We start from the raw sequence: 12,461 nt of genomic DNA on the forward strand, positions 1-12,461 counted from the left end.
AACCCTCCCTGACCAACTATCTTCCGTGCAGGGTTGCCGTGCGTCTCTTCGCGCGTGCACAGAAACGCGAAGGGAGTCCATCTTGCTTCAGAACCGATTCGGCAAGCTGGCCGCAGCCGCACTGGCGGGCAGCATGCTCATGGGAGCTGCCGCGTGCGGTGGAAGCGAGGAGCCGGCCACGTCGGCCACCGCGGCCGCGCCGAGTGACGGAGCGAGCAGCGCGGCCCCGGCCGCGGCCGGCGCGAAGGTCGGTCTCGCCTATGACATCGGCGGGCGTGGTGACCAGTCGTTCAACGACGCGGCCGCCGCCGGCCTGGACAAGGCCAAGAGTGAGCTCGGCCTCGCCGAGACCAAGGAGCTCGAAGCCGGCAACGGCGAGACCGAGGCTGCCAAGGAGGAGCGGCTCCGTCTGCTCGCCGACGGCGGCTACAACCCGATCATCGCCATCGGCTTCGCCTACTCCGGCTCCTTGAAGAAGGTCGCCGCCGAGTTCCCGGACATCAAGTTCGCGATCGTCGACGACGCGGACGCCACGGGTGCCAACATCTCCAACCTGCTCTTCGCCGAGCATGAGGGTTCCTTCCTCGTCGGCGCCGCAGCGGCGCTGAAGAGCAAGAAGGGCCACGTGGGCTTCATCGGCGGCGTTCAGGTGCCGCTGATCAACAAGTTCGAGGCCGGGTTCGCCGCAGGCGCCAAGGCCGTCAAGGCGGACATCAAGATCGATAGCAAGTATCTGAGCCAGCCGCCGGACTTCACCGGCTTCGCTGACCCGGCCAAGGGCAAGACCGCGGCCGAGGGCATGTTCGACGCGGGCGCCGACGTGGTCTACCAGGCCGCGGGCGGCTCCGGCAGCGGCGTGTTCGAGGCCGCCAAGGCCGCGGGCGGCCTGGCCATCGGCGTCGACTCCGACCAGGCCAAGACCGCCGCCGCCGACCTGCAGGGCGTCATCATGACCTCCATGCTGAAGAAGGTCGACGTCGCCGTCTTCGATTTCCTGAAGAGCTTCGCCGACAACACGGTGAAGTCCGGCACCACGTCGTACGACCTCAAGGCCGGCGGCGTCGACTACTCCACCACCGGTGGACAGGTCGACGACATCAAGGCCAAGCTCGACGAGTTCAAGCAGAAGATCATTTCCGGCGAGATCACCGTGCCGGACAAGACCTCCTGAACTGGTACAAATAGGGGGCTCGGCGGACAAATCTCCCCGGGCCCCCTGTCCTGCTCTCACCATCACGTTCCGCAATCAAGGCCATCCGTGCGGAGGAGGCCGTCATCAACACCTCGACTCCGGCCGTCGAACTCGAGGGGATCACAAAACGATTCCCCGGCGTCGTGGCCAATCGCGACGTCTCCCTTTCCGTGTGGCAGGGCCACGTGCACGCCATCGTCGGCGAGAACGGCGCGGGCAAGTCCACGCTCATGAAGATCCTGTACGGCATGCAGCGTCCCGACGAGGGTGAGATCCGCGTCAACGGGACAGCCGTGACCTTCCGTACCCCCGGGGACGCGATCGCGGCGGGCATCGGGATGGTCCACCAGCACTTCATGCTGGCCGACAACCTGACCGTGCTGGAGAACGTGGTCCTGGGCAGCGAGCCTCGCAAGGCCGGGATCGCCCTCGACTTCGGCGCCGCCCGGAAGAAGATCATAAAGATCTCCGACTCCTACGGCCTCGGGCTCGACCCCGATGTCACGGTCGAGGACCTGGGAGTCGGCGCCCGGCAGCGGGTGGAGATCCTGAAGGTCCTCTACCGCGGCGCCCGGATCCTCATCCTGGACGAGCCGACCGCCGTGCTGGTGCCGCACGAGGTGGAGGAGCTCTTCGCCAACCTGCGCGAGCTGGTCCGCGAGGGCCTCACGATCATCTTCATCTCCCACAAGCTGGACGAGGTGCTCTCGGTCGCCGACGCGATCACCGTCATCCGGCGCGGCACGACCGTGGCCAGCGTGGTTCCCAAGGACGTGACGGCCAGACAGCTCGCCGAGCTCATGGTGGGCAGCGAGCTGCCCAGCCCGGAGACCCGCGAGTCCACCGTCACCGACGTGGTGGCGGTGTCGGTGCGCGGCCTGACCGTCCAGTCGCCGGAGGGCCGCCGCATCGTCGACGGCGTCGACTTCGACATCCGCAAGGGTGAGGTGCTCGGCATCGCCGGCGTCGAGGGCAACGGCCAGGCCGAGCTCGTCGAGGCCGTCATGGGCATGCGCGTCGCCGACGGCGAGATCCGGCTCGGTGAGCACGACATCTCCGCCTGGCCGACGTTGCGCCGCCGCGAGGCCGGCATCGGCTACATCCCCGAGGACCGGCACCGGCAGGGACTGCTGCTGGAGGCGCCGCTCTGGGAGAACCGGATCCTCGGTCACCAGACGCGGCGGCCCAACGTCAGGGGTTTCTGGATCGACCGCGCGGGAGCGCGCAAGGACACCCAGCGCATCGTCGATGAGTACGACGTGCGGACGCCGGGCATCGACGTGGACGCCTCGGCCCTGTCCGGCGGCAACCAGCAGAAACTGATCATCGGCCGGGAGATGAGCGGCGATCCGGTGTTCCTGATCGCCTCCCACCCGACGCGCGGCGTGGACGTCGGCGCCCAGGCCGCGATCTGGGACCACCTCCGTGCCGCCCGCGCCGCGGGCCTGGCCGTACTTCTGATCTCGGCCGACCTCGACGAGCTCATCGGCCTGTCGGACACGCTGAAGGTCCTCCTGCGAGGTCGCATCGTGGCGGACGTGGATCCGCGGAACGTGACGCCCGAGCAGCTCGGATCAGCCATGACGGGTGCTGGAGAGGCGGCATGAACATCCACACAGCGCGCGTGGCAGCCGGGGTGCTCGTATGAGCGGCCCCGCGAAGTCGACCTTCGCCGACAGGCTCCTCGGCCGGGTCCGGCTCAGAGGCCCGGTCGTCCTGGTCGCGCCGATCCTGGCCATCGTGTTCGCCGGACTGATCACCTCGATCGTCCTGCTGATCACGGGCGACCCCCCGCTGGACACGCTGCTCATCATGGTCGAGTACGGCACGCGGCCGCGGTCGATCGTGCTGACCCTGAACTCCGCGACGTACTACTACCTGTCCGCGCTGGCGGTGGCGATCGGGTTCAGGATGAACCTGTTCAACATCGGCGTGGACGGCCAGTACCGCCTCGCGGCGCTCGTCGCCGCGGCCGTCGGCGGCGCGGTCACCCTGCCCGCTCCGCTGCACGTCGCCCTCATCATCTTCGTCGCCATGGTGGTCGGCGCCGGATGGGCGTCGATCGCCGGCCTGCTCAAGGTCAGGCGAGGGGTCAGCGAGGTCATCTCGACGATCATGTTGAACGCCATCGCCACCGCGCTCGGCGCCTGGCTGCTCAACAAGGATCGCTTCGCGGTCGAGGTCTCGGGCAGCAACAACATCGGTACCAAACCGATCGGCGCGTCCGGTCAGGTGCCCGGCCTGGAGATCATCCCCGGCACCACGAGCAAGGTGTTCGGCCTCATCATCCTGGCGGTCGCCATGGGCATCCTCTATCACGTGTTGATCAACAAGACCCGCTTCGGCTTCGACCTGCGGGCCACCGGACGCTCCGAGTCGGCCGCGGTGGCCAGCGGGGTCAACGTGAAGAGGATGGTCCTGATCGCGATGATGCTGTCCGGCGCGATGGCGGGCCTGGTCGGCATGCCGCAGTTGCTTGGCGCGTCCTACAGCTACAGCCTGGACTTCCCCACGGGGCTCGGTTTCATCGGGATCGCGATCGCGCTGCTCGGCCGCAACAACCCCGTGGGCATCGCGTTCGGCGCCCTGCTCTGGGCCTTCCTCGACACCTCGTCGAACATTCTGCAGCTGCACGAGATCTCCCCGGACATCGTCCAGATCATGCAGGGCACAATCGTGCTCTCGGTCATCGTCGCGTACGAGCTCGTCCACCGTTACCAGATCTCGGCCGGGCAACGCCGGGTGAGCAGGCAATTGGCGAGCGCGACTCCCACCCAGGCTGAAGGAGCGTCGGCATGAGCGAAGGCGGTCTGGCCGTGGTGGAGGCCCCTCCGGTGGAGGAGCCGAAAAAGGCCAGGAAGTTCAAGTTCACCTGGCAGGTCATGCTCTACGCCCTCGGCGGGCTGATCCTCCTGCTGTCGTTGACCCGGGTCGTCACCGGCGCCGTCGACCTCACCTCGGCGGGGGCGATCAACGCCGCCGTCGCGCTGGCCGTGCCGATCGGCCTGGCCGGTCTCGGCGGCCTGTGGTCCGAGCGGGCCGGTGTGGTCAACATCGGCCTCGAGGGCATGATGATCCTGGGCACCTGGGCGGGGGCCTGGGGTGCGATCCACTTCGGCAACCCCTGGGCGGGCGTCCTGGCCGGCGCGATCGGCGGCGCCCTCGGCGGCCTGCTGCACGCGCTCGCCACCGTGACGTTCGGGGTCGACCACATCATCTCCGGTGTCGCGATCAACATCCTGGGCCTGGGCGTCACCCAGTATCTCTCCAAGGTCACCTTCGCCACCATGCCGGGCGGCGGCGACGCCCAGTCGCCGCCGGTGCCCAAACCGGGCGTTGTGAGCCTGCCGTGGATCGGGGACCAGCTGAAGGGACTGGAGGCCAAGCAGTGGTTCCTTCTGTCCGACCTGTCGGGCATCCTGCGCGGCCTGACCACAAACGTCTCGCTCCTCACCATCCTGGCGATCCTGCTGATCCCGCTGACGTACTACGTGCTCTGGCGCACGGCGTTCGGCCTGCGGCTGCGCTCCTGCGGAGAGAGCCCGACGGCGGCGGAGTCGCTGGGCGTCAACGTCTACTCCTACAAGTACGTCGCGGTGGTCATCTCCGGCGCCCTCGCCGGCCTCGGCGGCGCGTTCCTGTCGCTGGTGGCGGCCAGCGCCTACCGCGAGGGACAGACGGGCGGCCGGGGCTTCATCGGCCTCGCCGCCATGATCTTCGGTAACTGGCGGCCGGGAGGTCTGGCGGGCGGCGCGGTGCTGTTCGGCTACACCGACGGACTCCAGCTCCGCCGGGGCGGCGAGTCGGTGCACGCGCTGCTGCTGGTCGTGGCGATCCTGATCGCCGCCATGGCGGTCTACCAGCTCGTCAGGCAGAACCGCACGAGGGCGGCGCTGATCACCGGGATCGCGGCGATCGCGGTGTTCGTCCTGTTCTCGCTGACCGACACCATCCCGTCGGAGTTCACCTCGGTCACCCCGCACATCACCACGCTGCTGGTGCTGTCACTGGCCGCCCAGCGGCTTCGGATGCCCGCCGCCGACGGCGTGCCGTACCGCAGGGGACAGGCGAAGTGACCGTGCCGGCCGGCATGCCGTACCGCGGGGGGCGGACGAAGTGACCGTAGTGTGCGAGAAGTCCTGCAAGAAGCGGCGTAAGTGGCACGAGTCGTTCGCGACGTGCCCATGAGCGGATCGAGTCCGATGACCATCGACTGGGCAGCACTCAAGGCGGAAGCCGCACGGGTGATGACGCACGCCTACGCCCCCTACTCCAAATTCCCGGTCGGCGCCGCCGCCCTGGTGGACGACGGGCGGATCGTGTCCGGCTGCAACGTCGAGAACGCCTCCTACGGCCTCGGACTGTGCGCGGAGTGCGGGCTGGTGTCCGCGCTCCAGTCCTCCGGCGGCGGGCGGCTGGTCGCGTTCACCTGCGTGGACGGGCACGAGGAGCTGCTCATGCCGTGCGGCAGGTGCCGTCAGCTCCTGTTCGAGTTCGGCGGCCCCGAGCTGCTGGTGGAGACCGTCGACGGCCCCAAGCCGATGGCGGAGATCCTGCCGTACGCCTTCGGACCGGACAACCTGAGCCGGGGAGCCTGACCATGATCATCGCCACCACGCTGAGTCGAAGGACCTGAACGTGATCGACGTCGTCGTCGCCAAACCGAGCCGGGGGGCCTGACCATGGACGTGATCGACGTCATCGTCACCAAGCGGGACGGCCGCGAGCTGTCCACGGAGCAGATCGACTGGGTGCTCGACGCCTACACGAGGGGCGTCGTGGCCGACGAGCAGATGTCCTCGCTCGCGATGGCGATCCTGCTCAACGGCATGACCCGCCGGGAGATCGCCGAGTGGACCCAGGCCATGATCCGGTCCGGGTCCCGGATGGACTGGTCGGCGCTGCCCGGCCCCACCACCGACAAGCACTCCACCGGCGGTGTCGGCGACAAGATCACGCTGCCGCTGGCCCCCCTGGTCGCCGCGTGCGGCGGCTACGTGCCGCAGCTGTCCGGCCGGGGGCTCGGTCACACCGGCGGCACCCTGGACAAGCTGGAGTCCATCCCCGGCTGGCAGGCGTCCCTGTCCAACGACGGGATGCTCGACGTGCTCAGGAAGGCCGGCGCGGTCATCTGCGCGGCCGGAGACGGGCTGGCCCCGGCGGACAAGAAGCTCTACGCGCTGCGCGACGTCACCGGCACCGTCGAGTCGATCCCGCTGATCGCCTCCTCGATCATGTCGAAGAAGATCGCTGAGGGCACCGGGGCACTCGTGCTGGACGTCAAGGTCGGCTCCGGCGCGTTCATGAAGACCGTGGACCGGGCCCGCGAGCTGGCCATGACCATGGTCGAGCTGGGCACCGACGCCGGGGTCAACACGGTCGCCCTGCTCACCGCCATGGACCGGCCACTCGGCCGGGCCGTGGGCAACGCGCTGGAGGTCACCGAGTCCGTCGAGGTGCTCGCCGGCGGCGGGCCCGCCGATGTGGTCGAGCTGACCGTACGGCTGGCGCGCGAGATGCTGGAGGCCGGGGGCCTGACCGGGGGCAAGGACCCGGAGCAGGCGCTGAAGGACGGCTCGGCGATGGACGTCTGGCGCCGGATGATCAGCGCTCAGGGCGGCGACCCCGACGCCCTGCTGCCCAGGGCCGCCGAGACCATGGAGATCACCGCGCCCTCGTCCGGCGTGCTGTCCAGGCTCGACGCGTACGGCGTGGGCCTGGCCGCCTGGCGGCTCGGCGCGGGCCGGGAGCGCAAGGAGGACCCGGTGTCCTTCGGCGCGGGCATCATGCTGCACGCCAGGCCGGGAGACCTGGTCCGTGAGGGGCAGCCGCTGATGACCCTGCACGCGGATGAGACCGTCCGCTTCGAGCGGGCGCTCGCCGCGCTGGAGGGCGCCTACGTCATCGGCGAGACCGCCGACCCGGACCTGCTGCCCCTGGTGATCGACCGCATCACGGCCTGATCGCGTCTCGCAGCGCGCGCCGGCGGATCCGGGTGCGCTGGATGTGCCCGCCTCGGCTCCTGCCCGCCGGGTGAACCTGCCTGGCAGGGTGCCGTGGGCGAGCGGTCCCCGGGTGGCGACCGTTATCCCGAATGCCTCGGCTATCGGCATCGACTCACGTTCGATGTCGCGCCTCAAGGGCTATTTCGTAATTTAGTGCCGCGGTTCGGCAGGTGCCGTGTGACCTTTCGGTGATGGGGCTCGTCCCTGGAAGTATGAGCATCGACCACCGGCGGAGGCTGCCATCAGCGCGAGCATCGAGGAGCTCTATCGCGAGCACTGGCGCTTGGTTTACGGCTACCTGCTTCGTCGCACCCGCGATACCCACCTGGCCGAAGACCTGGCCCAGGCAACGTTCGTCAAGGCCACCCAGGCACTGCTGGGATGGCGTGGAGAGTCGGCCGCGGGCTGGCTGCTCAGCGTCGCGCGCAGTGTGCTCGTCGATCACGCCAGGCGTCGTCGAACGACCCTGCCGCTGCCCGCAGCCGAGGAGTTGGGCGTGGACGACTCCCTGCCCGACAGCGTCGCGGTCCGTGACGTGCTGTCTCGTCTGCCTGAGCCGTACCGGCAGGTGCTCACCTGGGTCTACCTCGACGGGTTCAGCCTTGTGGAGGTGGCCGCGATGACCGGCCGCACATCCGGGTCGATCAAAACAGCCCTGTGGCGCGCACGCGCCGCGTTCGCCGAGACCTATGGAGCTGACGGATGACCGCCGACGAGGATCTGCCTCCGATTCCCGCCTTCGACCCTCGCATGACGCGCCGTGCCGTGCGGCGAGGCCTGCTGCGCACCGCGTCGCGGACGATCGCACTGCTTCTGGCAGGGTTTCTCATACTCAATGGCGTTTCGGCGCTGATCCAGTTTCGCGGTGACAGGGACGACCGCATGCAGCGGGTGCTCGGGACGGCCTTCCTGGTCGCCCACCCCGACTACTCCTCGGGTCTGAGCTCGCTGGACTCGGATCTCACCTCGATGACGCTGACCATCGAGGCCGAGCCGCGCGAACCCCGGCAGTTGCCGTCCGAAGTCACCCGCAGACCCGGTGCGGTCAGCTTCGAGATCACCCAGAACCTGCTGGGCCACGTGACGGAAGGTGTGTATGGGCTCCAGTCGAAGCTGACCGAGGCGCTGGGGCAGACCGGTGAGCATGCCGGCTCCCAGCAGGAGGCGCACGGGCGGGCCGAAGGTGTGTTCGGTCGCCTGCCCAAGTCCCTGCTCGGCACCGCGGTGGTCGAATTCGAGAGGCCGCTGACCGGCGAGGAGTTCGAGAAGTTCTATCAGGAGCACTACGGAGACGAGGGCCCTGGGCCCGACCTCACTTTCCTGCTCTCACCGGCGGGCAGCGGTTCCACCTTTCGCATGCCCCTGGGGTGGAGTTCCTCCTTCTCGGTTTTCTTCCACGAGCCGGCGCCGGACCGGGAAACCGGACTGTCCACCTCCGGCGCGGAGGCGGTCAAGTCCTTCCAGAACTGGGTGGGGCAGCTGCGCGACCACGATGCCGCCAACCTCAAGGAGCTGGGCTTGAGCCTGGATAATCTCCGCAAAGCTTCCTCTGACGGACGTATCTACGGATATGTCACCGCCGGGGAATCCGTCGACGCCTTGCGGAAGACCCTCGACGATCCGAAGGTCCGCACGGTCCGCCTCGGCGACGTCGCCTTCGACCTCACCTAGAGCACCCGAACCGCCCAGGCCCTGCCCCGCGTCCGGATTGACCTCCGCCGCCGGACTCATGCTGCGCCGCCGTCTCACGGCTCGTGGGTTGCCTGCGTGAGCAGGTTCACTGCGTGCCCGGCGCAAGCTGCCATGCGCCGACCGGCGGGCGCACGTAGCGGCCGGGCTCGAACCGCCCCGTCTGCAGGACGATCTCCAGCGTCAGGGTCAGCTCGACGAACAACCGGTCGTAGCGGTGCTCCTCGGCCGGGTCGTGGGCGCCGTCGGTCCGGCCGTCCACGATGGCGGCGATGTCGCCGTACACGTCCAGGCTGCCGAACGGCGCCCAGCGGTCCAGGCCGGGGGCGCCACTCCCCACTCCCTCCGAGCCGTCCCACGTGGTGCGGGCACGGCGCAGCAACGCGAGGTGCTCCGGCAGGACATCGAACGGGAACTCCTCCGCCGGCATCTCCAGCGGGCTGCGGTATGTCATCCCGTCATCCTTCCACCCGGCCGCTCCGCCCTGGTCACGGCCTTGGGAAGGCGGTGCGCAGTCCGGGTCCGTTGATGACGAAAGCGGTCGCGGCGATGGCGAGGGCGCAGGTGGCCTGCATCATGACGAACCACGGAGGGAGGGCTCCGGGAATCAGGTCGATGGCGATGATCGCGATCGGCATGACGATCGAGATGATGCGCACGCGGAGATAGGCCCATCGTGCGCCCCGTGAGGCGAGGACGGTCAGCCAGTAGGTCACCGCGGCGCTCGCGAGCACTCCGGCCGACCGGCCCCACATGAACGAGGTCACCGTCTGTTCGCTGATCGCGAGGATGACGACCGTGATGAGCACCGCGGCGCTGAGCGCGCCGTAGGCCGCGACGAGGATCTTCGCCTTGCCGAAGGCTCGCCGGGTGCGTGGGTGGTTGAGGTGGACGGTCTCGGCCGTGGTGTGGCTGGTGGTTTCCATGTCTCTTCCCTCGTGTTGTCTGGCGTGGTGCCGACGTTAGGGAGCGCATGGGGTCGTGCGGTATGGGCCTGGACGTACGGGTGAGTGGGTCTGGCCCCACTTCAGAGCCGAGCCGGGAGGTGGCAGGCTCTGTGCGGTGCACAGTGGAAACACCAGGTCATACCGGCCGGGTCGGCGCGGTGCGGGAATAGCGGGTGCCACGGCCGGGGTTGCGAAGGAGAAGGAAAGATCATGAGACAGGTGGGGGCGTGGGCGGCAGGTGCCTGCGTGGGGTTCGGGCGAGCGTGCGTTGCGGTGGTCGTCAGCATGATGGTCCCGGCCGTGTGGGCCGCTGCCGTGGCGCTGTGGATCTGGTGGGGTGGAGGCGCGTGGACATGGATAGCGCCCTTCGTGTGGGCATGCATCGGCACGTTCGCCCTGTCGCGCCCGGTCTGCCGGATGTTCCGCTCCCTCGTCGCGAGATGGACGGCCACCGTCATTCCCGCCGGATACCGGCAGGCCGGGCCGGTGACGCGGATGTCCACCGGATACTGGTGGAACGGCTTCAGCTACGAGCGCACCAGGCGCGACGCCCTCATGGATCAGAGAATGCGGCTCTGGTGGAGAGACCCCGCCGTCTGGCGTGACCTGCGCTTCATGGGGATCGCACCGATCACCGTGGGCGTGATCGGTGCCATTCCGCCGGCCGGAGTCGCGGCGGCGGTCCTCGGGTTCTCCCGGCCGGAGCTCTCCGCGCGCCTCATCGGGGTGCTCGGCCTGGTCGTGGCGATCGCCGGCGCCCCGTACGCCTGGCGGGCCGTCGAGCCGGTGGCCGTCCGCTTCCTGCGCCCCTCGCCCGCGATGGCGCTGGTCGATCGGGTGGATGAGCTGACGGCCCAGCGCGCGGACACCACGGTCGCGCAGGCCGCCGAGATCCGCCGGATCGAGCGGGACCTGCACGACGGGGCGCAGGCCCGCCTGGTCGCGCTCGGGCTCTCTCTGGCGACCGCGGAGAAGCTGATGGAAACCGACCCCGACCGGGGTAAGGCGCTGCTGCGGGAAGCGCGGGTCGGAGCCGCCACGTCACTGACCGAGCTCCGCGAACTGGTCCGGGGAATCAGCCCGCCGGTGCTGAACGAGCGAGGGCTCGTCGACGCCGTTCGCGCTTTCGCCCTGGACAGCCCGCTCGAAGTGGCTGTCAGCGCCGACGTTCGGCTACGCCTGGACCCGCCGATCGAGTCCGCCGTGTACTTCGGAATCGCCGAACTGGTGACCAACGCGGTCAAGCACGCCCGGGCGACCCGGGCGCGGATCTCCATCGCCCGGGACGACACCGACCTCGTCGTCGAGGTCGAGGACAACGGCCGGGGCGGAGCCGACGTGCGAGCCGGCGGTGGACTCGCGGGACTGCGCCGTCGCCTCGCGGTCTTCGACGGCGCCTTGGAGATCACCAGTCCGGCAGGCGGTCCGACTCGCGCGAGGATGACGGTGCCATGCGAATCGTTGTAGCCGAAGACCTCTACCTCCTGCGCGACGGGATGGTCCGCCTCGTCGAGGCGTACGGACACCAGGTGGTGGCGACGGCGACCACCGGGCCCGAGACGCTCGACGCGCTGCTGACGTGGCGGCCGGATGTCTCCATCGTCGACGTCCGCATGCCGCCGACCCAGTCGGATGAGGGCCTGCGTGCGGCTCTCGCCGCCCGCGGCGAACTGCCCGGACTGCCGGTCCTGATCCTTTCTCAGCACGTCGAACAGCTGTACGCCCGCGAACTTCTGGCCGACGGCGCCGGTGGCATCGGCTATTTCCTCAAGGAGAGCGTCTTCGACGCCGACCAGTTCATCGATGCTCTGGAGCGCGTCGCCGGCGGCGGGACCGCCATGGACCCGGCCGTCATCGCCAAACTGCTGTCCAGCGGGTCCTCGAACCGGCGACTCGGAGGGCTCACCGAACGCGAACACTCCGTGCTCGGCCTCATGGCCGAGGGACTGTCCAATCAGGCCATCGGACAGCGGCTCTTCCTCAGCGAGAGCGCCATCGGCAAGTACACCACCTCCATGTTCGGCAAGCTCGGCATCACCGACGACGACAACAACAACCGTCGTGTCCTCGCCGTCCTCGCCTACCTGAACAAGCCCTGACGCGCCTTCAGGGCCCCGTGGAGATGCGGGTCCCAACCATGGCCGGGATTTCCCGCACTTCGACGACTCACACCCGGCTCGGCTCCGAGGGGGCGAAGATCTCACCGATCACGGCGCGATGGGTGGGCTGGGCCGCGGCATGGCGCGCATGGCCCTCCGCGGTGATGCAAACGAAGATCCCGCGGCGGTCGACGTCGCAGATGTCGCGGCTCACCAGGCCGGCCTTCTCCAGGCGGGCGATCAGCCGGGAGCATGCGCTCTGGCTCAGGTGGACCGCGTCGGCCAGCTCCTGAACCCGGTATTTCCTCGCGCCGCCCTCGACCATCCGCTCCAGGACCTCGAACTCGCTCATCCCGAGGTGGTGGCGTTCGGCGAGCTCGCGCTCCAGTGCACAGGCGGCCGTGGCGTGCTTGGCCAGCACCTCGCGCCATGCGCGGACCGCGTACTCCTCGCTCATGCTGCGGAGCATACCATGCATGAACATTAAATGCACAGGCATTAAATGCTTTTGCATTAGATGCACTTGCAT

The 12,461-nt window shown here is 68.9% G+C and carries 13 protein-coding genes; 10 read left to right on the forward strand and 3 right to left on the reverse strand.

The features are described 5' to 3' along the window. The first annotated feature begins 82 nt into the window (after window positions 1-82). The 8 genes from DKM19_RS04530 to DKM19_RS04565 all read left to right on the forward strand — a co-directional run bounded on the left by DKM19_RS04530 (window position 83) and on the right by DKM19_RS04565 (window position 8,868). A complete protein-coding gene (locus DKM19_RS04530; RefSeq protein WP_162641296.1) occupies window positions 83-1,171 on the forward strand; it encodes a BMP family protein in 1,089 nt (362 codons plus the stop codon). A gap of 104 nt (window positions 1,172-1,275) precedes the next feature. Further along, the gene (locus DKM19_RS04535; protein ID WP_110694612.1) at window positions 1,276-2,799 is read left to right on the forward strand and encodes an ABC transporter ATP-binding protein; all 1,524 of its coding nucleotides are present in this window, start codon (window positions 1,276-1,278) and stop codon (window positions 2,797-2,799) included. 37 nt (window positions 2,800-2,836) lie between these two features. Further along, entirely contained in the window at window positions 2,837-3,991 is a 1,155-nt protein-coding gene (locus DKM19_RS04540; protein WP_110694613.1) for an ABC transporter permease, read from the forward strand. Next, entirely contained in the window at window positions 3,988-5,268 is a 1,281-nt protein-coding gene (locus DKM19_RS04545) for an ABC transporter permease (RefSeq protein ID WP_110694614.1), read from the forward strand. The genes DKM19_RS04540 and DKM19_RS04545 overlap by 4 nt, the downstream gene beginning before the upstream one ends. Window positions 5,269-5,394: 126 nt before the next feature. After that, complete coding sequence (locus tag DKM19_RS04550; protein ID WP_369990889.1) at window positions 5,395-5,790, forward strand: cytidine deaminase; 396 nt, start codon at window positions 5,395-5,397, stop codon at window positions 5,788-5,790. Window positions 5,791-5,874: 84 nt separating this feature from the next. Beyond that, window positions 5,875-7,155, forward strand: coding sequence for a thymidine phosphorylase (locus DKM19_RS04555; protein WP_110694616.1), 1,281 nt, complete (start codon window positions 5,875-5,877; stop codon window positions 7,153-7,155). Window positions 7,156-7,450: 295 nt separating this feature from the next. After that, complete coding sequence (locus tag DKM19_RS04560; RefSeq protein ID WP_369990893.1) at window positions 7,451-7,903, forward strand: RNA polymerase sigma factor; 453 nt, start codon at window positions 7,451-7,453, stop codon at window positions 7,901-7,903. Continuing rightward, window positions 7,900-8,868 carry a hypothetical protein gene (locus DKM19_RS04565; protein WP_110694618.1) on the forward strand — a complete coding sequence of 323 codons (969 nt, stop codon included), beginning with the start codon at window positions 7,900-7,902 and terminating at the stop codon, window positions 8,866-8,868. The genes DKM19_RS04560 and DKM19_RS04565 overlap by 4 nt, the downstream gene beginning before the upstream one ends. A 106-nt stretch (window positions 8,869-8,974) precedes the next feature. On the opposite strand, the gene DKM19_RS04570 is transcribed toward DKM19_RS04565, so the two are convergent. Both DKM19_RS04570 and DKM19_RS04575 read right to left on the reverse strand, forming a co-directional pair. Then, a complete protein-coding gene (locus tag DKM19_RS04570) occupies window positions 8,975-9,340 on the reverse strand; it encodes a hypothetical protein (protein ID WP_110694619.1) in 366 nt (121 codons plus the stop codon). A gap of 34 nt (window positions 9,341-9,374) precedes the next feature. Next, window positions 9,375-9,812: a hypothetical protein gene (locus tag DKM19_RS04575; RefSeq protein ID WP_110694620.1), complete on the reverse strand. Its 438-nt coding sequence runs from the start codon at window positions 9,810-9,812 to the stop codon at window positions 9,375-9,377. 231 nt (window positions 9,813-10,043) lie between these two features. Here DKM19_RS04575 and DKM19_RS04580 point away from each other — a divergent pair, with 231 nt between their 5' ends. Together DKM19_RS04580 and DKM19_RS04585 are read left to right on the forward strand one after the other, a co-directional pair. Continuing rightward, entirely contained in the window at window positions 10,044-11,300 is a 1,257-nt protein-coding gene (locus tag DKM19_RS04580; protein WP_110694621.1) for a sensor histidine kinase, read from the forward strand. Beyond that, complete coding sequence (locus tag DKM19_RS04585) at window positions 11,285-11,932, forward strand: response regulator transcription factor (RefSeq protein ID WP_110694622.1); 648 nt, start codon at window positions 11,285-11,287, stop codon at window positions 11,930-11,932. The genes DKM19_RS04580 and DKM19_RS04585 overlap by 16 nt, the downstream gene beginning before the upstream one ends. A 67-nt stretch (window positions 11,933-11,999) precedes the next feature. On the opposite strand, the gene DKM19_RS04590 is transcribed toward DKM19_RS04585, so the two are convergent. Then, window positions 12,000-12,401: a MarR family winged helix-turn-helix transcriptional regulator gene (locus tag DKM19_RS04590; protein WP_239514078.1), complete on the reverse strand. Its 402-nt coding sequence runs from the start codon at window positions 12,399-12,401 to the stop codon at window positions 12,000-12,002. Between the last annotated feature and the right edge of the window lie 60 nt (window positions 12,402-12,461).

The organism is Streptosporangium sp. 'caverna', from assembly GCF_003203775.1.
Taxonomy (GTDB): domain Bacteria; phylum Actinomycetota; class Actinomycetes; order Streptosporangiales; family Streptosporangiaceae; genus Streptosporangium; species Streptosporangium subroseum.

What these genes read in the sequence shown, in the direction of transcription:
- DKM19_RS04540 (WP_110694613.1), top strand. Translation starts at nt 2,837, where the DNA reads ATGAGCGGCCCCGCGAAGTCGACCTTCGCCGACAGGCTCCTCGGCCGG.
- DKM19_RS04545 (WP_110694614.1), top strand. Translation starts at nt 3,988, where the DNA reads ATGAGCGAAGGCGGTCTGGCCGTGGTGGAGGCCCCTCCGGTGGAGGAG.
- DKM19_RS04550 (WP_369990889.1), top strand. Translation starts at nt 5,395, where the DNA reads ATGACCATCGACTGGGCAGCACTCAAGGCGGAAGCCGCACGGGTGATG.
- DKM19_RS04555 (WP_110694616.1), top strand. Translation starts at nt 5,875, where the DNA reads ATGGACGTGATCGACGTCATCGTCACCAAGCGGGACGGCCGCGAGCTG.
- DKM19_RS04565 (WP_110694618.1), top strand. Translation starts at nt 7,900, where the DNA reads ATGACCGCCGACGAGGATCTGCCTCCGATTCCCGCCTTCGACCCTCGC.
- DKM19_RS04570 (WP_110694619.1), bottom strand. Translation starts at nt 9,340, where the DNA reads ATGACATACCGCAGCCCGCTGGAGATGCCGGCGGAGGAGTTCCCGTTC.
- DKM19_RS04575 (WP_110694620.1), bottom strand. Translation starts at nt 9,812, where the DNA reads ATGGAAACCACCAGCCACACCACGGCCGAGACCGTCCACCTCAACCAC.
- DKM19_RS04580 (WP_110694621.1), top strand. Translation starts at nt 10,044, where the DNA reads ATGAGACAGGTGGGGGCGTGGGCGGCAGGTGCCTGCGTGGGGTTCGGG.
- DKM19_RS04585 (WP_110694622.1), top strand. Translation starts at nt 11,285, where the DNA reads ATGCGAATCGTTGTAGCCGAAGACCTCTACCTCCTGCGCGACGGGATG.
- DKM19_RS04590 (WP_239514078.1), bottom strand. Translation starts at nt 12,401, where the DNA reads ATGCTCCGCAGCATGAGCGAGGAGTACGCGGTCCGCGCATGGCGCGAG.